General features: G+C 64.4%; 30 protein-coding genes. All 30 read left to right on the top strand.

Annotated features, from left to right (window positions below):
* The first annotated feature begins 215 nt into the window (after nt 1-215).
* The 30 genes from AUC70_RS12175 (at nt 216) to AUC70_RS12045 (ending at nt 25,323) form a co-directional block, all read left to right on the top strand.
* Nucleotides 216-791, top strand: a complete 576-nt coding sequence (locus tag AUC70_RS12175) for a head-tail connector protein (RefSeq protein ID WP_069445129.1) — start codon at nt 216-218, stop codon at nt 789-791.
* Nucleotides 788-1,111 (top strand): phage head closure protein, encoded by a 324-nt coding sequence (locus tag AUC70_RS12170; RefSeq protein WP_069445078.1) that lies wholly within the window; start codon nt 788-790, stop codon nt 1,109-1,111. Before AUC70_RS12175 ends, AUC70_RS12170 begins: the two co-directional genes overlap by 4 nt.
* Before the next feature lie 192 nt (nt 1,112-1,303).
* Nucleotides 1,304-1,456 carry an HK97-gp10 family putative phage morphogenesis protein gene (locus AUC70_RS18910; protein ID WP_425283603.1) on the top strand — a complete coding sequence of 51 codons (153 nt, stop codon included), beginning with the start codon at nt 1,304-1,306 and terminating at the stop codon, nt 1,454-1,456.
* Nucleotides 1,457-1,520: 64 nt separating this feature from the next.
* Nucleotides 1,521-2,003, top strand: a complete 483-nt coding sequence (locus AUC70_RS12165) for a DUF3168 domain-containing protein (RefSeq protein WP_083241531.1) — start codon at nt 1,521-1,523, stop codon at nt 2,001-2,003.
* A 73-nt stretch (nt 2,004-2,076) separates the two neighbouring features.
* Nucleotides 2,077-2,532: a tellurite resistance TerB family protein gene (locus AUC70_RS12160; protein ID WP_069445076.1), complete on the top strand. Its 456-nt coding sequence runs from the start codon at nt 2,077-2,079 to the stop codon at nt 2,530-2,532.
* An 86-nt stretch (nt 2,533-2,618) separates the two neighbouring features.
* Nucleotides 2,619-3,032, top strand: coding sequence for a phage major tail protein, TP901-1 family (locus AUC70_RS12155; RefSeq protein ID WP_069445075.1), 414 nt, complete (start codon nt 2,619-2,621; stop codon nt 3,030-3,032).
* A gap of 9 nt (nt 3,033-3,041) precedes the next feature.
* A complete protein-coding gene (locus tag AUC70_RS12150; protein WP_069445074.1) occupies nt 3,042-3,413 on the top strand; it encodes a gene transfer agent family protein in 372 nt (123 codons plus the stop codon).
* Complete coding sequence (locus tag AUC70_RS18905) at nt 3,302-3,628, top strand: rcc01693 family protein (protein ID WP_425283602.1); 327 nt, start codon at nt 3,302-3,304, stop codon at nt 3,626-3,628. Before AUC70_RS12150 ends, AUC70_RS18905 begins: the two co-directional genes overlap by 112 nt.
* The gene (locus tag AUC70_RS12140) at nt 3,618-4,184 is read left to right on the top strand and encodes a phage tail tape measure protein (RefSeq protein WP_069445072.1); all 567 of its coding nucleotides are present in this window, start codon (nt 3,618-3,620) and stop codon (nt 4,182-4,184) included. Before AUC70_RS18905 ends, AUC70_RS12140 begins: the two co-directional genes overlap by 11 nt.
* A gap of 150 nt (nt 4,185-4,334) precedes the next feature.
* The gene (locus AUC70_RS12135; RefSeq protein WP_069445071.1) at nt 4,335-4,970 is read left to right on the top strand and encodes a DUF2460 domain-containing protein; all 636 of its coding nucleotides are present in this window, start codon (nt 4,335-4,337) and stop codon (nt 4,968-4,970) included.
* Nucleotides 4,967-5,857, top strand: a complete 891-nt coding sequence (locus tag AUC70_RS12130; RefSeq protein ID WP_069445070.1) for a DUF2163 domain-containing protein — start codon at nt 4,967-4,969, stop codon at nt 5,855-5,857. Before AUC70_RS12135 ends, AUC70_RS12130 begins: the two co-directional genes overlap by 4 nt.
* A 127-nt stretch (nt 5,858-5,984) precedes the next feature.
* Nucleotides 5,985-6,824, top strand: coding sequence for a hypothetical protein (locus AUC70_RS12125; protein WP_069445069.1), 840 nt, complete (start codon nt 5,985-5,987; stop codon nt 6,822-6,824).
* Nucleotides 6,821-7,354 carry a hypothetical protein gene (locus AUC70_RS12120; RefSeq protein ID WP_069445068.1) on the top strand — a complete coding sequence of 178 codons (534 nt, stop codon included), beginning with the start codon at nt 6,821-6,823 and terminating at the stop codon, nt 7,352-7,354. Before AUC70_RS12125 ends, AUC70_RS12120 begins: the two co-directional genes overlap by 4 nt.
* A gap of 43 nt (nt 7,355-7,397) precedes the next feature.
* Entirely contained in the window at nt 7,398-7,832 is a 435-nt protein-coding gene (locus AUC70_RS12115; protein WP_069445067.1) for a DUF6950 family protein, read from the top strand.
* A 165-nt stretch (nt 7,833-7,997) separates the two neighbouring features.
* Nucleotides 7,998-11,249: a baseplate multidomain protein megatron gene (locus tag AUC70_RS12110; RefSeq protein ID WP_244505606.1), complete on the top strand. Its 3,252-nt coding sequence runs from the start codon at nt 7,998-8,000 to the stop codon at nt 11,247-11,249.
* A gap of 8 nt (nt 11,250-11,257) precedes the next feature.
* Nucleotides 11,258-11,446 carry a GTA baseplate fiber-binding domain-containing protein gene (locus AUC70_RS18100; RefSeq protein WP_244505605.1) on the top strand — a complete coding sequence of 63 codons (189 nt, stop codon included), beginning with the start codon at nt 11,258-11,260 and terminating at the stop codon, nt 11,444-11,446.
* A gap of 11 nt (nt 11,447-11,457) precedes the next feature.
* On the top strand, nt 11,458-12,060 hold the full coding sequence (locus tag AUC70_RS18095; RefSeq protein ID WP_244505604.1) for a GTA baseplate fiber-binding domain-containing protein: 603 nt from the start codon (nt 11,458-11,460) through the stop codon (nt 12,058-12,060).
* Nucleotides 12,061-12,134: 74 nt separating this feature from the next.
* Nucleotides 12,135-13,406: a DUF2793 domain-containing protein gene (locus AUC70_RS12105; protein WP_069445066.1), complete on the top strand. Its 1,272-nt coding sequence runs from the start codon at nt 12,135-12,137 to the stop codon at nt 13,404-13,406.
* A 45-nt stretch (nt 13,407-13,451) separates the two neighbouring features.
* Nucleotides 13,452-13,757 carry a hypothetical protein gene (locus AUC70_RS12100; protein ID WP_069445065.1) on the top strand — a complete coding sequence of 102 codons (306 nt, stop codon included), beginning with the start codon at nt 13,452-13,454 and terminating at the stop codon, nt 13,755-13,757.
* Nucleotides 13,758-13,857: 100 nt separating this feature from the next.
* Nucleotides 13,858-14,109, top strand: a complete 252-nt coding sequence (locus AUC70_RS12095; RefSeq protein ID WP_069445064.1) for a hypothetical protein — start codon at nt 13,858-13,860, stop codon at nt 14,107-14,109.
* Nucleotides 14,110-14,199: 90 nt separating this feature from the next.
* Nucleotides 14,200-14,478, top strand: a complete 279-nt coding sequence (locus AUC70_RS12090; protein ID WP_069445063.1) for a PepSY domain-containing protein — start codon at nt 14,200-14,202, stop codon at nt 14,476-14,478.
* A 107-nt stretch (nt 14,479-14,585) separates the two neighbouring features.
* A complete protein-coding gene (locus AUC70_RS12085; RefSeq protein WP_083241508.1) occupies nt 14,586-16,625 on the top strand; it encodes a response regulator in 2,040 nt (679 codons plus the stop codon).
* Between the two features lie 132 nt (nt 16,626-16,757).
* Nucleotides 16,758-17,129 (top strand): hypothetical protein, encoded by a 372-nt coding sequence (locus AUC70_RS12080; protein ID WP_141702102.1) that lies wholly within the window; start codon nt 16,758-16,760, stop codon nt 17,127-17,129.
* Nucleotides 17,130-17,248: 119 nt separating this feature from the next.
* The gene (gene ccmI, locus AUC70_RS12075; protein ID WP_069445061.1) at nt 17,249-18,400 is read left to right on the top strand and encodes a c-type cytochrome biogenesis protein CcmI; all 1,152 of its coding nucleotides are present in this window, start codon (nt 17,249-17,251) and stop codon (nt 18,398-18,400) included.
* Complete coding sequence (gene ccmE / locus AUC70_RS12070; RefSeq protein WP_069445060.1) at nt 18,397-18,867, top strand: cytochrome c maturation protein CcmE; 471 nt, start codon at nt 18,397-18,399, stop codon at nt 18,865-18,867. The genes ccmI and ccmE overlap by 4 nt, the downstream gene beginning before the upstream one ends.
* Entirely contained in the window at nt 18,864-20,852 is a 1,989-nt protein-coding gene (locus tag AUC70_RS12065; protein ID WP_069445059.1) for a heme lyase CcmF/NrfE family subunit, read from the top strand. Before ccmE ends, AUC70_RS12065 begins: the two co-directional genes overlap by 4 nt.
* Before the next feature lie 2 nt (nt 20,853-20,854).
* Nucleotides 20,855-21,352 carry a cytochrome c-type biogenesis protein gene (locus AUC70_RS12060; RefSeq protein WP_069445058.1) on the top strand — a complete coding sequence of 166 codons (498 nt, stop codon included), beginning with the start codon at nt 20,855-20,857 and terminating at the stop codon, nt 21,350-21,352.
* A gap of 168 nt (nt 21,353-21,520) precedes the next feature.
* Entirely contained in the window at nt 21,521-23,086 is a 1,566-nt protein-coding gene (locus tag AUC70_RS12055) for a Do family serine endopeptidase (RefSeq protein ID WP_069445057.1), read from the top strand.
* Between the two features lie 115 nt (nt 23,087-23,201).
* Complete coding sequence (locus AUC70_RS12050; protein ID WP_069445056.1) at nt 23,202-23,882, top strand: response regulator transcription factor; 681 nt, start codon at nt 23,202-23,204, stop codon at nt 23,880-23,882.
* Nucleotides 23,866-25,323, top strand: coding sequence for a sensor histidine kinase (locus tag AUC70_RS12045; RefSeq protein ID WP_069445055.1), 1,458 nt, complete (start codon nt 23,866-23,868; stop codon nt 25,321-25,323). The genes AUC70_RS12050 and AUC70_RS12045 overlap by 17 nt, the downstream gene beginning before the upstream one ends.
* Nucleotides 25,324-25,353 lie beyond the last annotated feature (30 nt).

The raw sequence follows: 25,353 nt of genomic DNA, 5'->3' as shown, positions 1-25,353 counted from the left end.
GATCCAGTTCGTGCCCGGCCGGCCGGCGGCCGCTTCGCGCGCCCACCCCCTCCCTCGCGTGAGCGGCCGCCACCTCTTCTTCTTTGCGCTACCGCGCTTCGCGCTACTTGAGCGCTTGTTTCTTTGCCCAGCGCCTAGCGGCTACTTGAGGGCTCGTTTGTTTGCGCTATCGCGCTCCGCGCTACTTGAGCGCGCGTTTTCTCGAAGGACATCTCATGGTGCATGTGTTGACGGCGGCGCCCGCCGCCGAACCGATCAGCCTGGCCGAGGCCAAGGCGCATTTGCGCATCGATACGGACGACGAGGACACGCTAATCTCCTCGCTCATCGTGGCAGCGCGGATGCTTGTCGAGCGCTCGCTCGGCCTCGCGCTCATCACGCAGAGCTGGTCGCACTTCCTCGATGCGGTGCCGCAGCGTGGCTGCGTGGCTCTGCCGCTCGGCCCCGTGCAGGCGGTGAGCGCGGTGAACCTGCATGGCGGCGAGGGAGGCATGTCCACGGTCGATGCGGGAAGCTACGACATCGATGTGCTGTCCGATCCCGCCCGTGTTGTGCTGACCGCGCTGGTGCCGTCGGCGGGCTTGCGGCCCTTCAACGGGTTCGAGGTCTCGTTTGTCGCGGGCTTCGGCGATGCGGCAGCCGATGTCCCGCAGCCCATCCGCCAGGCGCTTCTCTTGCTCGTGGCCCATTGGTTCGAGCGGCGCGAGCCGGTGGAACTGGGCCCGGGCCCGCAAGGCGTCCCGGCCATCGCAGCCGGGTTGCTGCAGCCCTATCGCCGGGTGCGCCTATGACGTCCCCAAGCGATCTCCGCCACCGTCTGACGCTGCAGGAGGTGCAGCGTGTCAGCGACGGGGCGGGCGGCGCCACGACGAGCTGGGCCGATGTGGCCGAGGTCTGGGCGCAAGCGACGCCCGTGGGCGGCTCCGAAGGGATCGAGGCCGGGCGGCTTGCGGGCAAGCGAGCTTATGAGATCGTGTTGCGCTACCGGGACGGCGTCCGGCCTGCCATGCGCTTTGTTTTCGGCACACGTGTCTTCGAAATCCTGACCGCCGTGGATGTGGGTGAGCGGCGCCGTTGGCTGCGCTGTCTGTGCGAGGAGCGCGACCTGTGATTGCCGTGAGCGTCAAAGGCCTCGAAGCGCTGCGCCGGCGCTTGGCGGCGAGGGGGCTCGAAAGAGAGGTTCGAGAGACCCTGGCAGGCCAGGCGGTGGCTATTCAGCCGAGGCGGCGCGGGCGCGCCCGGCCGTCTTGGCGGAACGCTCGAGACGGTCGACGAGAGCACCGGCGACCGGGCGCTCTTCGCCATCGGGACGCGGCATAGGGCCGCGCGGTTCCTGGAATTCGGGACGCGGAAAATGCGCGCAAGGCCTTTTCTTTGGCCGGTTTTCCGCGCGCGTTTACCCCGCGTTAAGCAAGAACTCACAAATACTCTACGGGCGCGTTGGGCCAAGCACTGAGGCATCCCATTGCATTGGGCGCCGGCGTCCCTAAATGCCCGTCAACGATTTGGTGGAGGACAGCATGGCAGCCGCGAGTTGGGATCTCCAACGCAGCATCTATCAGACGCTTTCGAACGCGACCGCACTGACGGACCGGCTCGGCGGAGACCGAATCTACAGCAAGGCCCCGCAGGGTCAGGCGCTGCCCTACATCACGCTCGGTCAGACCGTGACCCTGGACTGGAGCACCGGAACGGAGCCCGGCACCGAGCACGATCTGACGCTCCATGTCTGGACCCGCGCGGACAGCGCCGAAGAAGTCCAAGAGATCATGGAGGCGGTGAGGGCGCTGCTGCACGATCAGCCGCTCAGCCTCGACGACCACTATCTGGTCAATCTGCGCCACGAATTCGCCGAGGCGCGGATCGATCCCGACGGCGAGACCATGCACGGCATCGTGCGCTACCGCGCGGTGACGGAGCCGCAGCAGCAGCCGCGGCGTAAGCTTCACAAACTGACGATTTCCGAAATGGCCGGGCTTGTCCCGGCCATCGTTGTTTTATAGGGGTGTGCGGGAACGGAACGCGCCCCGGTAGGGGGCTGAAAAGGATCTGGCCGGAAGGGATCTGTATGTCGCTTTGGACCAAGCTGGTGAATTTCGTCGAGGGCGTCGACGAGGAGACGCAACTCAAGGCCTCCACGAGGAGGAGCTGCGCATCGCCTCGGCCGCGCTGCTGATCAACGCCGGCAGCATCGACGGCAAGTTCGACAGCAATGAAAAGCAGAAGGTGAAGGCGCTGCTCCAGCGGAGCTTCGACCTGTCGCCCGACGAGCTCAAGCGGCTGTTCCAGGAAGCAAGTGCGGAAGAGCGCGATGCGGTGGATCTCTATCGCTTCACCAAGGTGCTGTGCCGCGAGCTCGATCAGGACGGGCGCAAGCGCATCGTCGAGATGCTGTGGGAAGTGGTCATGGCGGACGGCGTCGTGGACGAGTTCGAGTCCAATCTCGTCTGGCGCGTGGCCGAGCTTATCGGCGTCTCCACCCGCGATCGGGTGATCCTGCGCAAAATGGTCGAGGCGCGCATAGCAGGCTAGCGCCGGCACTCATTCAGTAAACGACGTTTTTCGAGAGCGGTCCTTCGGGGCCGCTCTTTTTGTTTGTCTCAACGCGAGGAACAACCATGACGGCGCAGAAGGGCAAGGATCTCTTATTGAAAGTGGACTCAGACGGCGGCGGCACGTTCGTCACCGTGGGCGGTTTGCGGGCGCGATCGCTCGCGTTCAACGCTGCCACGGTGGACGCCACCGATCAGGAGAGCGCCGGGCGCTGGCGCGAACTTCTGGCGGGCGCCGGCCTCAAGACTGCGCGGCTCAGCGGCAGCGGCATTTTCAAGGACGCCGCCTCGGACGAGACGCTGCGGCAATACTTCTTCGACGGTACGGTGCGCGACTGGCAGGTGATCGTGCCCGATTTCGGCACGATCGCAGGCCCGTTCCAGATCGTGACTCTGGAATATGGCGGACGCCACGACGGCGAGGTGAGCTTCGAGCTCGGCCTCGAATCCGCCGGCGCGCTCGCCTTCACCGCGGCGTAGGGGACGGGCATGGTCAACACACATCGCGGCGAGATCGAAGCGGTCCTCGACGGCAAGACCTACCGGCTGTGCCTGACGCTCGGCGCGCTGGCGGAGCTGGAGCACGCGTTCGGCGAGGACGACATGCTGGCCGTGGCCGAGCGCTTCGAAGCGGGGCGCATCGCGGCGGCCGATGCGATCCGGATGATCGGCGCTGGCCTGCGCGGCGCGGGCTACGAGATTGGTGACGAAGCCGTCGGCGCCATGCGCGCGCCGGGCGGCGCTGCTGGATTCGTCGACATCGTCGCGCGGCTGCTGGCGGCGACGTTCACGGCGGCGCGGGACGGCAGCCTGCCCGAGCACATGGAGCCAACTGGCCCTTTGGACATAGAGGCGGCGTAGCACATCGCGAACCGTTTCCTTGGGCACCCGCCATGGAGGCCGGGCTCGGGATCTTGCGCCTCCGCCCCGGCGACTTCTGGGCCATGACTCCGCGCGAGCTGGACGCGGCCTTGCGCGGCGCGTTCGGCACACGTAAAGCGGCGACGCCACCCACGCGCGGCGACCTTGCCGAGCTGATGAAACGCTATCCCGATGGAGCACAGCATGCCGGATGACCGCGACGGGCTTTACGTCGTCATTGGCGGCGACATCGCGCCGTTGCGCGCCGCGCTCGCGGACGCCAGCCGGCTGAGCGCAAGCTTCGCCGGCAATCTGACGGGCGCCTTCACGGACGCGACACTCAAGGGCCGCGAGCTCTCGGACGTGGTGCGCTCTCTCGCCCTGTCGCTGTCGCAGAACACGCTGGAGGCCGCGCTCGCGCCCATCAGCCGGACGTTCGGCGATGCGCTGTCGGGGCTCGTCACGGGTGCTGGGCTCGGCAGCACCTTGCCCGTACCGTTCGCGAAGGGCGGCGTGATTTCGTCTCCGATGACGTTTCCGCTGGGGCACGGGGCGCCGCACGGGCTTGCAGGCGAGGCGGGGCCGGAGGCGGTGCTGCCGCTCGCGCGCGGAAAAGACGGCCGGCTCGGCGTGCAGGCGGACGGAGCAGCGCGCGCGGTGAACGTGACCTTCAACGTGACCACGCCGGACGCCGAGAGCTTCCGCCGCTCCGAAGGGCAGATCGCGGCCATGCTCTCGCGCACGGTCGGCCGCGGGCAACGGAATTTGTAACGCGCGGCGTCGCCGCCTTCTCTCTCCTCGTCATGCCCGGCCGAAGAGCCGGGCATCCACGCATACAGCCGTGCGGCACTCCTAAATTTTGGATGGCCGGGTCAAGCCCGGCCATGACTGAACTGACGTATTTAGGTGGAGTACGGACGAATGGCCTTTCACGATGTGCGCTTTCCGACGCGTGTGGCACGCGGCAGCCGGGGCGGGCCGGAACGGCGCACCGAGATCGTGGTGCTCGGCTCCGGCTACGAGGAGCGCAACAGCCGCTGGGCCGATTCCAAGCGCCGCTACGATGCGGGCTACGGCATCAAGAGCCTTGACGATCTGCACGCCGTGCTCGCCTTTTTCGAGGAGCGGCGCGGGCGGCTGCATGCCTTCTGCTGGAAGGACTGGAGCGACTACAAGTCCTGCGCGCCCTCCGAAGCACCCGCCGCAACCGACCAGGCGATTGGCTTAGGGGACGGCGCGACGTCCGCGTTCCAGCTCGCCAAGACCTATGGCGCCGCCTATGCGCCGTGGGCGCGCACCATCGCGCTTCCGGTCGCGGGCACCGTGTCCGTCGCGGTCGATGGCGTCGTGCAGGACGCCGAGACTTACGCGCTCGGTACCAATACCGGGCTCGTGACGTTCCTGCCCGGCGCGGTGCCGCCCGCGGACGCGCCCGTCACGGCGGGCTTCGAATTTGACGTGCCTGTGCGCTTCGACACGGACCGGCTCGAGATCGACCTCAGCGATTTCGAGGCGGGCTCGATCCCGCAAATTCCGATTGTGGAGGTGCGCCTATGAGGGCGATCTCGTCCGCGCTTCAGGACCATCTCGACAGCGGCGCCACGACGCTGTGCTGGTGCTGGCGCATCACGCGCAATGACTCCGTCTCGTTCGGCTTCACCGATCACGACCGCGATCTCGATTTCGGCGGAACCTTGTACGAGGCCGCGAGCGGCTTCACCGGCTCGGAGATCGCGAGCGCCGTGGGGCTCAACGTGGACACGCTCGACGTGGACGGCGCCCTGAAGTCCGACCGGCTGAACGAGGCGGACCTCGCGGCCGGCCTGTTCGACAATGCGGCGATCGAGATCTATCGCGTGAACTGGGCCGACCCGGACCAGCGTGTGCTCATGCGCGGAGGCAATCTCGGGGAGGTGTCGCGCGGGGCGCATCATTTCCGCTGCGAGGTGCGCGGGCTCGCCCACGCGCTGCAGCAGCCCAAGGGCCGCATCATCCAATATGGTTGCGATGCGGATCTCGGAGACGCGCGTGCAAGATCGATCTGGACCAGGCGGCGTTTTCGGCGGACGGCACGGGTGGCGAGCCTCGAGGCCTCGCCCCGGCGCTTCACGGCGTCGGGTCTCAACGGCTATGCCTCCAACTGGTTCACGCGCGGGCTGCTGATTTGGACGTCCGGCGCGAATGACGGGTGCACGAGCGAAGTGAAGCTGCACGCCAAGGCCTCGAGCGGCGTAACCATCGAGCTCTGGCAGGCGGCGTCCGAGGCGATCGCGGCCGGGGACGGGTTCATAGTGCAGGCCGGCTGCGACAAGCAATTCGGCACCTGCCGGGCCAAGTTTTCGAACACGGCCAACTTCCGCGGCTTCCCCCACGTGCCCGGCAACGACTTCATGCTCCGCGTGGTCAGCCGCAGCGACAAGAATGATGGAGGACGCGTGCGGTGAGATGCTCTGCCGCGACGGCTGGATGCGGTCCTGCGCCATCACCTTATGCTCGCCGATCCCAAGTTGTGATTGAGTAGAATATCCAATACAACCGATCCAGATGGAGCAATGAAGTTCGGGGGGAGACATGGAGTTCTATCTTTTTCGCCTGTCCTTAAAGGCGAAAGAGGCAGACTTTTTTGTGAAGCGGGCGCCGGATGGATCCCCGCTTACGCGACAGGACTGGCTCCGACTATTCTTCAGTCAAAAGCATGAATTTATTCACTACCGCTCGAAATTCGTATTCAAGCCTGAGACTCGTATTGGCAGTGAGGACCATCCTCATCTCATGTTCGGTTGGATCGCACGTGAGATGCGCCAGTATGAGCGTACTCCTCCGGACGAGGGATTGGAGCCGACAGAGCATATGTCCTGGCAGGCGATCTTCACGATCGTGGACACCCAGAACGACAGTCAACTGATCTCTATGGAGTACAATGCAGATCTGGGAAAGCCGAAGGCGCTACTGGAATCTCTCGTCCGAGAAATGAACCACGAGGAAGGGGCTCCCTTTCAGACGCAGGCATTTCCTTTGGTTTCGGCTGGCTCGTTCTGGCAGTTCGCGGAAGAGCATGGCAATCAGATCGTGTGGCTAAGCTTCGACGTCGCCGCGCCGAACATGTTCGACGATGTTGACGATTTCCAAAAAGAACTTCGGGCTTTGCGCGACAAGGTGAACGTAGCCAACGTTTCGGCGAAGCTCGAAAGTGATACAACGCTAAAAATAGAGGCTGAACGCGTGGGGGGCATAGTTGACTATGTCGAGCGCGGGGCTGGAGAACTGGCGGCAGAAGCTGAGGACGGGTCGAGATACAGCTCAACCAGTCATGAAAAAAAGGTCAACCTAGATATAGATCATCATACGAAAGGTGAGCGTAGATTCTTTCGTGAGATCATGCATGCAATCGGCAGGTTGCTTCCAAAATGAAAACACTGTCGTATATATCGCTAATTTTGTTTGCTGCTGTTTCGGTAGTTCTGGCTGCGGCGAGGCCGAGTTGGGTTAGCGATTCTAACAAATTCCTTGAAGCGTTTGTTGGATCAGATTTTTTGAACATTCTGGGTGTTATTCTTGCCATTACCTTGGCATCTATCGCTAATATTCATCTCGAATTTAACAAGATAGAGGAGCGATATCAGGCAATTGGCCTTGATAAATCACGCGACAACTTGAAGAAAAATGCTGCGTGGCTAATCGGTTTGTTTTGTGTCGGTGTTTTGATCGTAATTGTGAAGCCCCTAGTGTGCGGCGGCGAGGTTGCTGCTGCGGTCGCCAACATGTCAGCGCTAGGTGTGCTGCTGTGGCAAATTCTCATCCTGATTAGCCTGAACCGATTGGTATTCGCGATCCCGCCACATATCCAACAACAGGGAAGCGGTGGAGTCGTCGCCACCCCCCCGATCAAACAACAGGGAAGCGCCGCCTCCGCCGCTTCCGAGACAAGCCCCGGGAACTGATCCAGCTCCATCAACTTGCTGGTTTGCTTAATCTCTCAAATTCATGCCCCAACCCGACGCCATCGTTGCATGCGCGCGCGGCTGGCTCGGCACGCCCTATCACCATCAGGGGAGCGTGCGCGGCGCCGGCTGCGATTGCCTCGGCCTCATCCGCGGGGTGTGGCGCGCGCTGTATGGGCCCGAGCCCGAAGCGATGCCGCCGTATAGCCGCGACTGGGGGAACGCGACTGGATCGGAAACGCTGATCGCCGCCGCCTGCCGGCATCTGGTGCCGCTCGATAGCGTGGCCGTGGCGCAGGCCGGCGACGTGCTCGTGTTCCGCATGCGCGACAAGGGCGTAGCTAAACACGCGGGGATTCTTGTCAACGGCGATCACATGGTTCACGCGCAAGAAGGTCTCGGCGTGGTCGAGATCCCGTTGGGCGTCTGGTGGCGGCGGCGCGCCGTCGCCGCCTTCCGCTTTCCGGACACTCGCTAACCTTGTCATGGCCGGGCTCGACCCGGCCATCCACGTCTTGGAGACGCTGCACAGCCACTCGTGGATGCCCGGATCAAGTCCGGGCATGACGAGGCTGAAATTCTGAGCGCGGCTTCGCTCCCAGTCTTCGTGGAGCGCTATCACTACAGAACGAGAGACATTCTAATGGCGACACTGGTTCTCGGTGCCGTGGGATCCGCCGTGGGCGGCGCGATCTTTCCCGGCAGCGTGCTCGGCACGGCCTTGACCGGCGCCTCTATCGGCGGCGCATTGGGCTCGGTCGGTGGCGCGCTGCTCGACCGCTCCTTGATGGCGCCGCTCGCCGCGAGCTCCGGCGAGACGCAAGTGCTCGAAGGTCCGCGCCTGTCGGATGTGCAGGTGGGCGCGTCCAGCGAGGGCACGCCGCTGCCGCGCGTCTATGGGCGCGCACGTCTGCCCGGCCATCTCATCTGGGCCACGCGCTTCAAGGAAAAGGTGACCGTCACCACCCAGACGACAGGCGGCGGGCAGCAGACGGGCGGCGGCAAGAACGTGTTCGGCGGGGGCGGCTCGGGGCAGGGGAGCCAGGGAAGCGCGCAGCAGACCGTGAAGACTGTCGACTACAGCTATTACGCCAACGCGGCCTATGCGGTGTGCGAAGGGCCGATCACGCGGATCGGGCGCATCTGGGCGGACGGCAAGGAGCTGCGCCAGTCGGACTTCACCATCCGCGTCCATCTCGGCGGCGAGGGCCAAGGCCGCGACGGGCTGATCGCCTCGAAGCAGGGCGGCAGCGATCGCGTGCCCGCCTATCGCGGCACCGCCTATGTGGTGTTCGAGAACTTGGCCTTAGAGCGCTTCGGCAACCGGCTGCCGCAACTCAATTTCGAAGTGTTCCGCGCGGTGGACAATTTCGAAGAGGAAGTGCGGGCGGTCAATCTGATCCCGAGCGCCGGCGAGTTCGTCTACGACACCGACCGCGTGGTGCGCATCGAAAACGGCGCCTCCGTCTCCGAAAATTTGCATACTGCCCTTGGCGGCACGGACTGGGACGTGGCGCTCGATCAGCTCGAGGCGCAACTGCCGAATGTCGCCGACGTGTCGGTTGTGGTGAGCTGGTTTGGCACGGATTTGCGCATCGGCCTGTGCGAGGTGAAGCCAGGAGTCGAGGTCGCGGCCAAGGAGACCTGGCCCTATGAATGGTCCGTCGGCGGACTATCGCGCGCCGAAGCGCATGTGGTGTCCGAAGAGGACGGGCGTCCGGCCTATGGCGGCACGCCGGCGGATGCGGCCGTGGTCGCCGCGATTCAGGACCTGAAGGCGCGTGGGCTCAAAGTCACGTTCTACCCGTTCATCTCCATGGACGTGGCATCCGACAATGCGCTGGCGGACCCGTATTCGGACGCTGCGAGCCAGCCGCCTTATCCCTGGCGCGGGCGCATCACCTGCGACCCGGCGCCGGGTCTCGGCGGCACGGTGGACAAGACGCCCCTCTGTGGGACCCAAGTCGCCGCCTTCGTGGGCGGGGCGGAGCCCGGCGACTTTGCCATCGACGGTGAAAGCGTTTCCTACGCAGGCCCTGAAGAGTGGTCCTTCCGCCGCTTCATTCTGCACTACGCGCATCTGTGCAAGGCGGCGGGGGGCGTCGACGCGTTTCTCATCGGTTCGGAGATGCGCGGTGCGACAAGCTTGCGTGAGAGTGAGAGTAGTTTTCCCTTCGTCGATGCGCTCGTGGATCTCGCCGCCGATGTGAGCGGCGTACTCGGCGGGGCTACGAAGATCACCTACGGTGCGGACTGGACGGAGTATCGCGGCTGCCAGCCCGACGACGGCACGGGCGATGTCTATTTCCATCTCGACCCGCTCTGGAGCTCGCCGCATATCGATGCAGTCGGCATCGATGTCTATTGGCCGCTCGCCGACTGGCGCGACGGCGATGCGCATCTCGACCGGCAGGCGGGCTGGGAGTCGATCTACGATCTCGATTACTTGCGGAGTAACATTCGCGGCGGCGAGGGTTTCGACTGGTACTACCCGGCGCGCGCGACCGGCAACGAGGCGAGCGCGGAACGTCTCGCTCAGACACGGCTGCCCATCACCGACGGCGCGTACGGCAAGCCGTGGATCTACAAGACCAAAGCCATCAAGGAGTGGTGGCAGAACCATCACTACGACCGGCCAGGCGGCGTCGAGGGCGGCGCGCATACGGGCTGGGTGCCGCAGTCCAAGCCCATCTGGTTCACCGAGGTCGGGTGTCCGGCCGTGGACAAGGGGCCGAACCAGCCGAATGTCTTCATCGATCCGAAGAGCTCGGAATCTTTCGCACCGTATTTCTCGCGCGGCGTGCGCGACGATCTCGTGCAGCGCCGCTACATCCAGGCGATCCAGAGCTATTTCGATCCGAGCCACGAAGACTATGTGTCCGGGCAGAACCCGGTCTCGGGCGTCTATGGCGGGCGCATGGTCGATGCCTCGCGCATCTTCGTCTACACCTGGGATGCGCGCCCGTTTCCCGCGTTTCCCTATGCGTCGTCGGTCTGGGCCGATGGCGGCAATTGGGAACGGGGTCACTGGCTGACCGGGCGCGTCGGCGGTGGCGCGTTGGCGGCGGTCGTGCGGGCGATCCTCGAAGACTACGGCTTCTTCCGCTACGACGTGACCAAGCTCTACGGTTTCCTCGACGGGTTCGTGATCGATCGCATCATGTCGGTTCGCGAGGCGCTGCAGCCGCTGGGGCTCGGCTTTCTGTTCGACGCATCGGAGTCGGGCGGGCTCATTCAGTTCGCCCATCGCGGGTTTCTGGGGTCGGTCGCGAATGTCACGCCTGACGGCCTTGTTGAGACCGATCCGGACGCGCCGCTCTATACGCTGACGCGCGGCCAGGAGACGGAGCTGCCGCTGTCTGCGAAGATCACTTACATCGACGGCAATCACGACTACGCGCAAGGCGCGGTCGAGGCGCGGCGGCTCGGCAGTCGCAGCGACCGGGGCGCTGCAGCGGACGTGCCGATCGTGATGGGGCAGGGCAAGGCGCTTGCCATCGCGGAGGGGTGGCTGCGCGATGCATGGGCCGCGCGCGAACGGGGCGCCTTCGCGCTGCCGGCCGAGCCGGCGGCGCTCGCGCCCGGCGACGTGGTCACGCTGTCTTCGGGTAGCCGCGACACGCTCTGGCGGCTGACGGAAACGCGGGACGCCACCTTCAAAGATGTCGAGGCGCGCTCGGTCGAGCCGTTCAATCTCGATTCCGTCGTAGCCCCGGAAAAGGAGCGCGAGTTCGATCCCGTTACCGTATACGGGCCGACCGACGCCGTGTTCATGGATCTGCCGCTGCTGCGGGGCGACGAGCCCCCTTATGCAGCTATGTCGCCGCCAACGCCGATCCCTGGTCCGGGGCCGTCGCCGTATACCGCTCGCCGTCGACCAGCGGCTACGAGTTGAACGCCATCGTGCCGGCGCGCGCCACCATGGGGCGCACGGTGTTCGATACCTATTCGGGACCGCTGTACCGCTACGACAAGAGCAACGTCATTCGGGTCGCCCTGGACTACGGCGAGCTTGAGTCCGTCACCGAGGAAGCGCTGCTCAATGGCGCCAACTTCGCCGCCATCCAGACGCGGACGGTGCCTTCGAGCTGATCCAGTTTCAATTGGCGGCGCTGGTCGAGGCGGGCACCTACGATTTGTCGATCTTGCTGCGCGGCCTGAACGGAACGGAAGGCGCCATGCGCGATCCCGTACCGGCGGGTGCACGCTTCCTCCTGGTCAACAGCTCGGTGACCGCGCTCAATCTGCGCCCCGACGATGTGGGCCTCGCGCTGAACTATAAATACGGGCCCGTGAGCGAAAGCTTCGAGTCCGATACCTACGGCAGCGTGTCCTATGCCGCGCAAGGGCTCGGTCTGCGGCCTCTGTCGCCCGTGCACATTCAGGGCAAGCGCGATGCGGCGACCGGCGATTGGTTCCTCGAGTGGATTCGCCGCACGCGTTTCGGCGGCGACAGCTGGGAAGGCTTGGAGGTGCCGCTGGGTGAGGATGTCGAGCTTTACCGGCTCGACATCCTCGACGAACCCGGCGGTTCGGTGTTGCGGAGTGTGGACAGCAACACGCCGTCCTTCGCGTATTCGGCGGCCATGCAGTCGGACGATTTCGGTGCGCCGCAATGGAACGTGCCGTTGCGCGTGGCGCAGGTCTCGCCCGTCTACGGACCCGGACCCGCTTCAGAGCAATTGATCTGGGACTATCAGCACTGATCTTTGCACTACCGGCCTAGCGGCCTGCTTGAGCGCGGTGTTGTTTCAGCTCTCATCAAACCCGGAAGGCAAACATGGCCGAAGAAAGCGCGAAGCTGCGCATCCCCTATATCGCGGCTGCGCAAGCACAGAAGCATGTCACGCATAACGAGGCGATGACGTTGCTCGACACGCTGGTGCAGCTCAGCGTGCTCGACAAAGATCTGTTGGAGCCGCCCGGCAGTCCGGCGGAAGGCGATTGCTATATCGTCGCGGGCGGCGGCGGTTCGGCCACCGGCGCCTGGGTCGGCTGGGAGAAGCGCATCGCCCGCTACATCGACGGCGAGTGGCGATCCTATCTGCCGGGAGCAGGCAGCGGCTCCGGCTGGATCGCCTGGGTCCGGGACGAAGACGCGATGTACCGGTTCGACGGGGCCGACTGGACGCTGGCGGGGATCGAAGGACCGCAAGGCCCCGAAGGTCCGGCCTATCAGCCGGATGCCGCCGTGGACGAACTCGCCGGCCGCACCGCCTATGACGACGAGGTTACGGCCTTCTCCGTGCTCGTCGTTTCGGACAGCGGCAATGCCGGTCAGCCGACGCTCTACTTCAAGCTCTCGGCGGGAAGCGCCGATTGGTCCGCCGGGATCACCTGGCTGCCGGAGAACGCAGGGCCGGCCTTCACGGCGCGGGCCGCGACGACGTCCGATATCGTCATCGCGAGCGCACTCAATAGCGGCGACGTGATCGATGGCGTCACGCTCGCTTCAGGCGATCTCGTCCTGGTCAAGGATCAGGCGTCGCCCGAGCAGAACGGCATCTATGTCGTCGGCGTATCGCCCGCACGGGTGTTCGGCCTGTCGGCCTACGACCAGCACCCGGGCGCGCTTGTGACGGTGCAAGAGGGCACGCTCAACGTACGGACCGTCTGGCAGTGTACATCCAACCGGGGAGGGACGCTCGACACCGATCCAATCGTCTTCGCGCAACTGGTGCAGGCCGCGTCGGAATCCAATCCTGGTTTGGTCGAACTTGCGACGCCGGCGGAGGTTCTGTCCGGAACGGATACGCAGCGCGCCGTGACGCCGGCGGGGCTCGCCGGCGCCATGAGCCTCGGCACGAACGGTTATGTGCAGCTGCCCGGCGGGCTCATCTTGCAGTGGGGGTATAGCGGATCCGACGGGCCGGTGGTGTATCCGCTGACCTTCCCCACGACCGTCTACTCGGTGACGGTTTCGGCCCGCCTGGCGGACCGACTCTCGGTTCCCGTTTCGGTGACGGCGTCTGGCTTCACGATTGCGACGACCATCGCGAGCTCCGGTTCGGCTTCCGGGGTCGGCGGCTACTGGATGGCGATCGGGAGCTAGCTGACGACATCCTCTGCGCCATGCGCGGATCGACGGAGAGGCACGGTGACGGAGATGACCGTAGGAGACAGCAGCAACGCTCATTGGACGCTGGACCGGCGCGTTCCCGTGGCGCTCATCCTGTCCATCGTGCTCCAGTCGGCCGGGCTCTTCATGTGGGTCGGGGCGCTGACGAGCCGCGTCTCCGAGCTGGAGACAAAGGCCGTCCGGTCCATCGATGCCGGCGACCGGGTCATCAGTCTCGAAGCCGAGATGCGCGAGGTACGTCGCATCCTTCAGCGCATCGAAGCCAAGCTGGACCAGCGCCCCTCCAAGTCCGCTCTTCGTCCCGCTCCATCGCGCCCCTTCTGATCGCAGGTCCCGTAGCGGCACTGGTCCGATCGGTCCGCGCGTTCGCGCAGCCCGGCTTCAACAAATCCAAACGCCACCCACTGACAAAAGGAGACGACACATGACCACTTTCGCTTGGCTGCTGATGGGCGGTTTCGCCAAAGGCCACCGCACGCAGATTCTGGGGATCACGGCTGCTCTCTCGGCCGTAGGGCTCTGGGCCGTCGGAGATCTGACCTTGGCCCAGCTTCTCAGCGAGATTCCGGTGATTCTGGGCGGCTTGGGGCTTGCGGCGCTCGGTGCCAAGGTGGACGATGCTACCGCGAAGAGCGCGCAGCACCCGGACGATCGCGAAACCCGCGGGCCGGCCTAGGCAGCGTTCAGGCGCCGTTCATGGGCGCTGCCATAGGGTGGCGTCCATGATGAGAACTGTGGGGCTGACATGACCTGTCATGGGTTCAAAATGGTCGCGGCCATTGGCATTGCCGCGTTCGCCAGCGTGGCGGCAGTGGCGCCGGCCTATGCGGGATGCATGCCGTTGGGCTCGGCCGGCGGGCTGATTTCGAAGAACGGTCTGATCCCGGGCAAAGCCGCGGTGAACAAGGCCCAGTCCAAGGGCGGCGGCAAGGTGATCAAGATCGTGCTTTGCCAAAACGGCAACAGTTTTGTCTATCGGGCCACCGTCCTCAGCAACAAGGGTGACGTCAAGAACGTCACGGTGAATGCCAAGACGGGGCAGTAGCGCTTTCGTCGAGAGGGCAGGGATGCAGCCGTTCCAAGAATCGCCACGACTCGGATGCACACGTTACTGACATTGCTGCAACGAAGACGCCAAGGGAGGGCAGTTCTTTGAGGCTTCTCGTCGTCGAGGACGATCCAGATCTGAACCGGCAGCTTGCCACCGCACTCGGCGAGGCAGGCTACGCGGTCGATACCGCATTCGATGGCGAGGAAGGTCATTTCCTCGGTGACACGGAGCCATACGACGCCGTCGTCCTGGACATTGGCCTGCCGAAGAAGGACGGGCTCTCCGTGCTCGAAGAATGGCGGCGCGACGACCGGAAGATGCCGGTGCTGATCCTGACCGCCCGCGAACGCTGGAGCGACAAGGTCGCAGGCATGGATGCCGGCGCCGACGACTACGTCGCCAAACCCTTCCACATGGAGGAGGTGCTCGCGCGCTTGCGGGCTCTCTTGCGCCGCTCGGCGGGGCACGCCAGCAACGACCTCACCTGCGGACCGCTCGTTCTCGATACGAAAGCGGCGCGTGTCACGGTCGATGGGCAAGCTATCAAGCTCACCTCGCACGAATATCGCGTACTGCACTATCTCATGATGCAGCGCGACCGGGTCGTGTCCCGTACCGAATTGGTCGAGCACTTGTATGAGCAGGACTTCGACCGGGATTCGAACACCGTCGAAGTTTTCATCGGACGCTTGCGCAAGAAGCTGCCCGTGGATCTGATCAAGACCGTGCGCGCCTCGGCTACCGTCTCACGGACAATCCCGACGGGGCCTAGCCCGATGGGGCCGAAATCACTCGCCTTTCGACTGTTCGTCTCTGCCGCGGCATGGGTGCTCGTGGTGATTCCGATCGCCGCGATATTGCTGACCTCCCTTTACCGCCAGAGCATCGAGCGCAATTTCGACGCGCGGCTCAACGTCTACATGACGAGCCTGATCGCGGCGAGCACGGCCGAAGGCGGCGACACGCCGGAATCGCCCGAAAGTCTGGGCGCCCCGATCTTCGATATCCCGTTCTCGGGTTGGTACTGGCAGATCAGGGCTTTGGACGGTGGACAAGAACGTCCGCTGTTCGTGTCCGGCTCGCTCCTCGATCAAGAACTGGATCTCCCGAGCAAGGACGACGTCCCTGCCGACGAGACGCTGACCCGGCGCAGCTATGTGACCGGTCCGGACGACGAGAACCTGCGCATCGAGGAGCGGGAGATCAGGCCGGGCCACGACGGTGACACAGCCTATTCCTATGCCGTCGGCGGCAATGCGGCGGAGATCGACGACGATCTCGCCCAATTCACGACGATGCTGGTGCTGGCGCTGGTCATTCTCGGCGTGGGCCTCACCGTCGCGACGTTCTTCCAGGTCCGGTTCGGGCTTCTGCCGCTGCGTGCGATCCGCCACGACCTGGCGGCCATCCGCTCGGGCGACGCGGAGAAGCTGGAGGGGGAACTTCCCGACGAGATCAAGCCCCTGCAGACCGAACTCAACGCCCTCATTCAGTCCAATCGTGACGTGGTGGAGCGGGCCAGAACCCATGTAGGCAATCTGGCTCATGCGTTGAAGACGCCGCTCAGCGTCATCAGCAACGAAGCCCGTGCTCATGACGGGGCGCTCTCCGGGAAGGTCATCGAGCAGGCCGAACTCATGCGGACCCAGATCACGCACCATCTCGACCGGGCGCGGGTGGCCGCCCGTTCCGGGGTCGTCGGCGGCGTGACGGAGGTCGAGCCCACGCTGATGGCCCTGAAACGGGCGCTGGACCGTATCTACGGCGAGAAGGGGATTTCTCTGACGGTCTCAATCGATCCCGGGCTCAAATTTCAGGGCGAGAAGCAGGATTTCGAGGAAATGGCCGGCAATCTCATCGACAATGCCTGCAAATGGGCCAAGCGCTCGGTGACCGTCACGGCAAGGCGTTTGAGCGAGGACACACTTTCCGTCATGGTCGACGACGACGGCCCCGGTCTCACGCGGGCCGAGCGTGAGAAGGCCGTACAACGGGGCCAGCGCCTCGACGAGAGCAAGCCGGGGTCGGGTCTCGGCCTGTCCATTGTCGCGGATCTGGCCCATCTCTACAAAGGGCATTTCACGCTGGAGGATGCACGCGACGGCGGGCTCAGCGCGAGGCTAACTCTTCCAGCGGCTTAAGTTTTTTGTCCGGGGGACGGCCAACCTAATTTGGCCCGATTTTCTATTCTTAACACTCCGATGAGAGGTTACACTTATGTATCAGCCTCTCGCAGGGGGACGGTCAGGTCCTTCTGAGCTGGGGAAGGACCGATGAGATCCATTCTTGCAATAGCCTTGTTGCCGCTTGGGCTTGCTGCCTGCGGAACCGGAGGAAATCTTGGCACCGACGCCCTTTGGGGCTCGATGACGGGTAATTCCGGTCCGGGGCTCGATCAGCAGGACCAGCAGCTCGCCGCGGAAGCGCAGCAAAAGGCGTTGGAATTCGGTCAAGCCGGTCAAGCGACGTCGTGGAGCAACCCGGCCAACCAGCACAACGGGCAGATCGTGCCCGGTACGCCCTACAAGAAGGGCAGTTCCTTCTGCCGGCCGTTCACCCACACCATGTTCATCAACGGTGCGCCTCAGACGACCAACGGGACGGCCTGCCGGCAGCCCGACGGGCGCTGGAACCAGGTGGGCTAGGCCTGCCGGCGAAACATTGCCGCGATTTCATCTTTCTGCAGCGCCTTCGCCTTGCTCTGGCAAGCACCCTTGTCCTATGCCTAGCGACCGTTTGAATTCTGAAGGTTAGGGACCTGTTCGTGCTGCTTTGGGTCATCCTGGCGGCTCTCACCGCCGTCGTCTTGTCCTTCTTGCTGTACCCGCTTGTCGGCGGCCGCGAGGACGTGGACGAGCGCGACGCGTTCGATGCCGCGGTCTATCGGGATCAGCTCGATGAGATCGAGGCGGATCGCGCGCGCGGACTGATCGGCGAAGCCGAAGCCGAGGCCGCGCGGCTGGAAGTCGCCCGCCGCCTGCTCGCCGCCGACGAAAAAGCTGCGGCTGGGGCCGAAGCGCAATCGCGCAATGCCTTGCCGCGCGCCGCCCTTGTCGTAGTCGCCGCCTGCCTGCCGCTGGCGGTGCTGGGCGCCTATCTCTTCTACGGTTCACCGCGCCTGCCGGACCAGCCTTTGACCGCGCGGCTCACCGATCCCGCCAAGGAAAAGGACGTCGGCGTTCTCGTCGCACGCGTCGAAGCGCGCCTGCGCGCGCATCCGGAGGAGGGTGCGGGGTGGGATGCGATCGCGCCGATCTATCTCGGTGGCCAGCGCTACGCGGATGCGGCGGAGGCCTATCGTCAGGCAATCCGGCTCTTGGGACCGTCTGCAAAGCGTCTGTCCGGTCTTGGGCAAGCGCTCGTCCTCGAGCAGAAGGGGCTCGTAACCGACCGGCGCGCATTGCGCTTGGCGAGGGCCTTGAAGCGCGATGGAACACTGGTCGAACCGCGCATTCTCCTTGCGATCGCGAAGGAGCAGGAGGGCAACTTCGAAGGCGCGCTGGCCGATTGGCAGGGGCTGATCGAGGTCAGAAAAGACGATGCGCGCTGGACCTCCATGATCGAGGGACGGATCGCCAGCGCCCAAGCCAAGCTCTCCGGTGAGGCGCCCGTCGCCGAGGCCAAGCCTGCGCCACAGCCGGGACCGTCGGCGGCCGATATCGCCGCCGCGCAGAGCATGAGCCCGGACGAGCGCCAGGCCATGGTCGATCAGATGGTCACGCGGCTGGCGGCGCGGCTCGAGGAGAACGGAGACGATTTGCCCGGCTGGCTCCGCCTGGTGCGGGCGTATACGGTCCTCGGGCGAAGCGATGACGCGAAGGAAGCCTTGGCCCGGGCCAAGAAACAGTTCGCGGGCAATGAGCAAGCGATCGAGAAACTCGACACGCTCGCAGCGGATTTAGGATTGACGTCATGACGCGGAAACAGCGCAGAGGTGTTTTGATCGGAACATGCCTTGTGGTCTTGGGTGTGGCCGTGGGGCTTGTGCTGTACGCCATGCGGGACTCGATCGTGTTCTTCTACAGCCCGAGCGACATCGCAAAGATGGAGATCGCACCGGGTCAGCGCATCCGGCTCGGCGGACTCGTGGAGACCGGGAGCGTGCAACGGGACCAGGGCACGACGGTCCATTTCTCCGTGACGGACGGCGCCAAGGTTATGCCCGTGACCTATACCGGCGTGCTGCCGGACCTGTTTCGCGAAGGCCAGGGTGTCGTGACCGAAGGCTGGGTTCAGCCGGATGGAACCTTCAAGGCCGACAACGTGCTCGCTAAGCATGACGAGAACTACATGCCGCCCGAGGTCGCCGCGAAGCTGAAGGAACAAGGTGTCTGGCGGGAGGGCGATGCCGGCGCCGCCGGCGGAAAGGTCACGACGCAATGATCGCGGAGACCGGACATTACGCCCTTATCCTCGCGCTCGGCGTCGCCATCGTTCAGATGGTGCTGCCGATTATCGGCACGCGCGTCAACGATCCGCGCTTAGCCGCGGTCTCCGTTCCCGCAGCACAGATCCAGTTTCTGCTCGTCTGCATCGCCTTCGCGGCCCTGACGGTCGCGTATGTCACGTCGGACTTCTCGGTTCTGAACGTTTGGCAGAATTCGCATTCGGCGAAACCGATGCTCTACAAGATCTCGGGCGTGTGGGGGAACCACGAAGGCTCGATGGTCTTGTGGGTCCTGATCCTGGCCCTGTTCGGTGCCGCGGTCGCCACCTTCGGCTCGAATCTTCCCCGCCGGTTGCAGGCGAACGTGCTCGCGGTGCAGGGCTCGATCGCCGTGGCCTTCCTGCTCTTCATCGTCACGACGTCGAATCCCTTCTTGCGGGTCGATCCCGCGCCGTTCGACGGCAACGGGTTGAACCCTGTACTGCAGGATCCCGCGCTCGCCTTCCATCCGCCGTTCCTCTACGCGGGCTATGTCGGGTTCTCGATGGCGTTCTCGTTTGCGGTCGCCGCGCTCATCGACGGCCGTATCGATGCGGCCTGGGCGCGCTGGGTGCGGCCGTGGACCCTCGCAGCCTGGATGTGTCTGACGCTCGGGATCGCGATGGGTTCGTGGTGGGCGTATTACGAACTCGGCTGGGGCGGGTTCTGGTTCTGGGACCCGGTCGAAAACGCCTCCTTCATGCCGTGGCTTGCCGGCACCGCGCTGCTGCACTCCGCTCTGGTGATGGAGAAGCGTGACGCGCTGAAGGTCTGGACGGTCCTGCTGGCCATCATCACCTTTTCCTTGAGCCTCATGGGGACGTTCCTGGTGCGCTCGGGCGTGCTGACGTCCGTCCACGCCTTCGCGGTGGACCCCGCGCGCGGCGTTTTCATTCTCGGCATCATGGCGATCTTCATCGGCGGGTCGTTCGCGCTGTTCGCCTGGCGCGCGCCGCTTCTGTCGCAAGGCGGATTGTTCGCGCCGATCAGCCGCGAAGGCGCGCTCGTCCTCAACAACCTTCTGCTGACCGTGGCCTGCGCGGCCGTGTTCGTCGGCACGCTCTATCCGCTCGCGTTGGAATCGGTCACCGGCGAGAAGATTTCCGTCGGCGCGCCGTTCTTCAACTTGACCTTCGTGCCGCTGATCGTGCCGCTCCTCATCGCCGTGCCCTTCGGGCCGCTGCTTGCCTGGAAACGCGGCGATCTACTGGCCGCCGCGCAACGGCTCATGGTCGCGGCCGTCGTCAGCGTTGCCGCGATCATCATCGTGCTTGCCATGCACCAAAGCGGGCCGTGGCTGGCCCCGCTCGGGATCGGCCTTGGCCTTTGGCTGATCGTCGGCGCCGCGACCGAAATCGCCACGCGGTCGAAGCTTTTCGAGGCGCGCTGGTCCGAAAGCTGGCGGCGCATGCGCAACCTGCCGCGCGCTGCCTATGGCACGGCGCTCGCTCATGCGGGGCTCGGCGTGATGGTGCTCGGGCTCGTCGCGACGACGGCGTGGCGCAGCGAGCGCATCGAGGCGCTGGCGCCCGGTGACACCGTCGAGATCGCCGGCTATTCGCTCGCCTTTGAGGGCGTCAAGGAACGGCAGGGGCCGAACTATTCGGAACTCGTCGGCGTGTTTCAGGTGACGCGGGGCGGGGAGCCCGTCACGACGCTGATCCCCTCCAAGCGGGCCTACGCGGTCGAGAAGAGCGCGACGACGGAAGCCGGTATCCACAATAGCTGGCGTGGCGATCTCTACCTGGTGCTCGGCGATCCGCTCAAGGACGGCGCCTTCAGCGTGCGCGTCTATTTCAATCCGATGGTTCGGCTGATCTGGCTCGGCTCCTTGTTGATGTTCTTCGGCGGTGGCGTCTCGCTGTCTGACCGCCGCTTGCGCGTCGGGGCTCCCAAACGGGCCAAGACGAAGACAGGGCCGGCCGTGGCGGCGGGCAAGTGACGATGCGCTTCCGTGCCTCTCTGCTCGCCGCGTTCTTCGCCGTTTTCGCTCTGGGCGTGCCGAGCCTCCATGCGGTGCAGCCGGACGAGGTCCTGGACGATCCGGCGCTGGAAGCGCGGGCGCGGGCGCTGTCGGCAGGCTTGCGCTGCCTCGTCTGCCAGAATCAGTCGATCGACGATTCCGATGCGCCCTTGGCCAAGGATCTGCGTGTGCTTGTGCGCGAACGGCTCAAGGCGGGAGACAGCGATGACGAGATCATCGCCTTCGTGGTGTCGCGTTACGGCGAGTTCGTGCTGCTGAAACCCCGGTTCACGCCCCACACCTGGCTGTTGTGGCTGGCGACGCCGTTTGTGCTGCTCCTCGCCATCGTCGGCATCCTCTACGGCTACATCCGCCGGGCCACCACTTCAGCGCCGCCGCCGGACCTGACCAAGAGCGAGCGGGAGCAGTTGGACCGGCTCCTGGATGCGGACGCACCGAAAGCGGCCGATAAGACGTAACCGCCTTGGTTTTCAAGGCCTGTCGGCAGGCCCGTACCTTACGGAAAATTAATGCCGTCGAAACCGCTGCGTAATTGGCGGCTCCCTATATTCCGACTCTCACATGATCGCTTCGGCCTGTCCGAGCATCGCCCGAACACTTTTGCCGTCCCAGGAGAGGGGAAACGAATGACACCTGATACGAACCCAGCAGCGAACGAGAGCAAGCGGCCGCGGAAACTCGCTCGGAGGCCTGTGCTCCTCGCCGCAACCGCGCTGGTCGCCGCAGGGGCGATCGGCCTTTCGTTCAACCCGAGTGTGCCGGTGGCGGTTGCAGAAACCGCCCAGACGCAGCAGACGATCGAGACGCCCTATGGCCGAGCGCCGCTCTCCTTTGCCGATCTCGTGCAGAAGGTGAAGCCCGCCGTTGTCAGCATCAACGTGAAGGGCGAGATCACCACTGCGGAGAACGACGATTCTCCCATTCCCGGCCTTCCGGACGTGCCGGAAGACAATCCCTTGCATGACTTCTTCAATCAGTTCCGCAAGGGCATGCCGAAGCCGCCGTCCAAGCATAGCCCGAGCCTTGCTCAGGGTTCCGGCTTCTTCATTTCCGACGACGGTTTCATCGTCACCAACAATCACGTTGTTGAAGACGCCGACGACATCACCGTCACGATGGAAGACGGCGAAAAGTTCGAAGCGAAGCTGATCGGAACCGATCCGCGCACGGACCTTGCACTCGTCAAGGTGACGGAGGATACGGACAAGAAGTTCCCTTACGTCAATCTGTCCGAGAAGGATCCGCGCGTTGGCGATTGGGTGCTTGCGGTCGGCAATCCGTTTGGCCTTGGCGGCACTGTGACGGCCGGCATTATCTCGGCGCACAACCGCGACATCGGTTCGGGACCGTATGATTACCTCCAGATCGATGCCGCCGTGAACCGCGGCAATTCCGGAGGCCCGAGCTTCGACCTCGATGGCAATGTGATCGGTGTGAACACGGCGATCTTCTCGCCGTCCGGCGGCAATGTTGGTATTGCGTTTGCCGTTCCGGCCGCTCTCGTGAAGCAGGTGGTCCAAGATCTGCAGGACGACGGCAGCGTCGATCGCGGCTGGCTCGGTGTCGTTATTCAGAACGTGAACGACGACATTGCGGACTCGGTCGGACTGACCGAGCCGAAGGGCGCCATGATCACCAAGGTGACCGAGGACGGTCCTGCGTCCAAGGAGGACATCAAGGCCGGCGACGTCATCATCGAAGTGAATGGCAGCGAGGTGAAGGACTCGCGCGACCTTGCCCGCAAGATCGCTGATCTCGAACCCGACTCCAGCGTGAAACTCGCGATTGTCCGCTACGGCGACAAGCGTGAAGTCGACATGACGCTCGGCTCGTTCCCGAGCGCCAAGAAGCTGGCCTCGCTCCAGAAGGAAGAGCCCGCCGATCAGAGCGAGCAGATGGAGAAGCTCGGCCTGTCGCTCGCACCGGCAGCCACCATTCCGGGTGCGGGCAAGGAGGGTGTCGTGATTACGGAGGTCGACTCCGATAGCGATGCCGCCGACAAGGGCTTGAAGCCGGGCGACATCATTCTTCAGGTCGCAGGCGTGGACGTCTCGACGCCGGGCGATGTCGCGAAAGGCCTCGCCAAGGCGACCGAGTCCGCCAAAGGAGACAAGGACAAGGTCAAGGTCCTGATGCAGGTCAAGACCGGCGACCAGTCCCGCTTTGTCGCGCTTACCCAGAAGAAGGGATAACGTCTCCTTCTTCTGTCGGAGGGCGGTGCGGTTTTCCCCCCCAAACTGCGCCGCCCGCCTTTTTTTGAGTATTCTCTCTTAAGTCTTTCCGCGGTGAACAACGAGCTGAGGCGATATGCGGGTCCTGGTTATCGAGGACGACCAAGAAACGGCGGCGTTTCTCAAGCGGGCGCTCAAAGAGTCGGGACATATGGCCGAGCACGCCGCCGATGGCGAGGCCGGCCTCGAGTTCGCCAAAGCCAATGCTTATGACGTGCTCATCGTCGATCGCATGCTGCCGAAACTGGACGGCCTCGATGTCATCAGGGCGTTGCGGACGGACGAGATCCATACGCCGGCTCTGATCCTGTCGGCGCTGGGAGAGGTCGACGACCGGGTCAAAGGATTGCGGGCCGGCGGCGACGACTATCTCACCAAGCCCTATGCCTTCAGCGAGCTCCTGGCCCGCATTGAGGTACTGGCACGGCGCACTTCTCCGGAAGAGGGGGCGACGCGGCTTTCCGTCGGCGATCTCGTTCTGGACCGTCTATCCCACAAGGTGACCCGCGCGGCGAGGCGAATTCTGCTGCAGCCGCGGGAGTTTCGTCTGCTCGAATATTTGATGAAGCACGCGGGGCAGGTGGTCACACGCACCATGCTGCTCGAGAACGTGTGGGACTATCATTTCGACCCACAGACCAATGTCATCGACGTTCACATCTCAAGGCTCCGGTCGAAGATCGATAAGAACTTCGAACAGCCGCTCCTTCATACGGTTCGCGGCGCCGGTTACACGATCCGTGACAGCGCTCACTAAACTCTTCCGCACGACGACATTCCGCCTGTCGCTGACCTATTTCGCGCTGTTCAGTGCGGCCGCCATCATCGCCATCGTCTACCTCTACTGGAACACGACGGTTCTGCTGTCGCGTCAGCTCAACCAGACAATCGATGCTGAGCTCAAGGGACTTGCGGAGCAGTACCGGGCAGGCGGGCGCGATCAGCTTGTCAGGATCGTCGCGCAGCGCAGCCGCACGCCGGGCAATAGCCTCTATCTTGTCGCCGACCGGAACGAGAAGCAGCTCGCCGGCAATCTCAGTGCCGTCTCGCCGCAGCTTTGGGATAGCGTGGGGCCGGTCGAGTTCTTCTACAGCCGGCCCGCGCCAGGCGGCATGGAACAGCGGCTCGCTTTTGCCAATGTCTTCCGGCTTCCTGGCGGCGATCGGCTGATCGTGGGCCGTGACATCGAGGACCGGCGGGAGCTGTCGCGGCTGATCCGCTCGACGATGTTGTGGGGGCTCGGCGTCATGGCGGTGGTGGGCATTGGCGGCGGCTACTGGGTCAGCCGGCGTTTGCTGGCGCGGGTCGACAATCTCTCCGCCACCACCCGCACGATCATGGCGGGCGATCTCTCCCGGCGGTTGCCCGTGAGTGGATCGGGCGACGAGCTGGATCGCTTGGCACAGAGCCTCAACTCGATGCTCGGACGTATCGAGCAGCTCATGGCCGGCATGCGTGAAGTTTCCGACAATATCGCGCACGATCTGAAGACGCCTCTCAACCGGCTGCGCAACCGCGTGGAAGAAGCGCTGCGTGAGCCGCCCGACGAGACTACCTATCGTGCGGCCTTGGAACGAACGATCGAAGAAGCCGACGGCCTTATGAAGACGTTCAACGCGCTGCTCTCCATCGCGCGGCTCGAAGCGGCGCGGGGGGGCGACGATCGCGACAGCCTCGATCTGTCCGCCGTTGTGGGCGACGCGGCCGAGCTGTACGAGCCCGTCGCGGAGGAGCGGGGCATCGCCCTCAAGGTGGATCTTGCGGGCAACGTCCCCGTGCGCGGAAACCGGCAGCTATTGGGGCAGGCCATCGCCAATCTCATCGACAATGCGTTGAAATACGGCCTCGTTCCTCCGTCTCAAGCCAATGGTCACGCCTCGGAAGTCGTCGTCCGCACGTCGGCCCATGACGGGCTCGCGGAAATCGCCGTGTGCGACCGCGGGCCGGGGCGTCCGGAGTCCGAACGGGAACGCGTGTTGAGCCGTTTCGTGCGTCTCGAAGCCAGCCGCTCGGAGCCCGGCAGCGGTCTTGGATTGAGCCTTGTCGCGGCGGTGGCGAGACTGCATGGTGGGACCCTGAGGCTCGAGGACAACGAACCCGGCCTCCGCGTTATTCTCAGCCTTCCGCTGGAGAACGGCGCGCAGGGAGCGAAGACGGCTGATAGACCGTCGCCAGGAGGAGAACTGAGGCCGACGTGACGGCGTTCGCCGAGCGGATTTGCGAAAGCC

Source organism: Methyloceanibacter stevinii (assembly GCF_001723355.1).
Classification (GTDB): Bacteria; Pseudomonadota; Alphaproteobacteria; order Rhizobiales; family Methyloligellaceae; genus Methyloceanibacter; species Methyloceanibacter stevinii.
The sequence above is the reverse complement of the archived record's forward strand: the minus strand, read 5'-3'. Positions and strand labels throughout refer to the sequence as shown.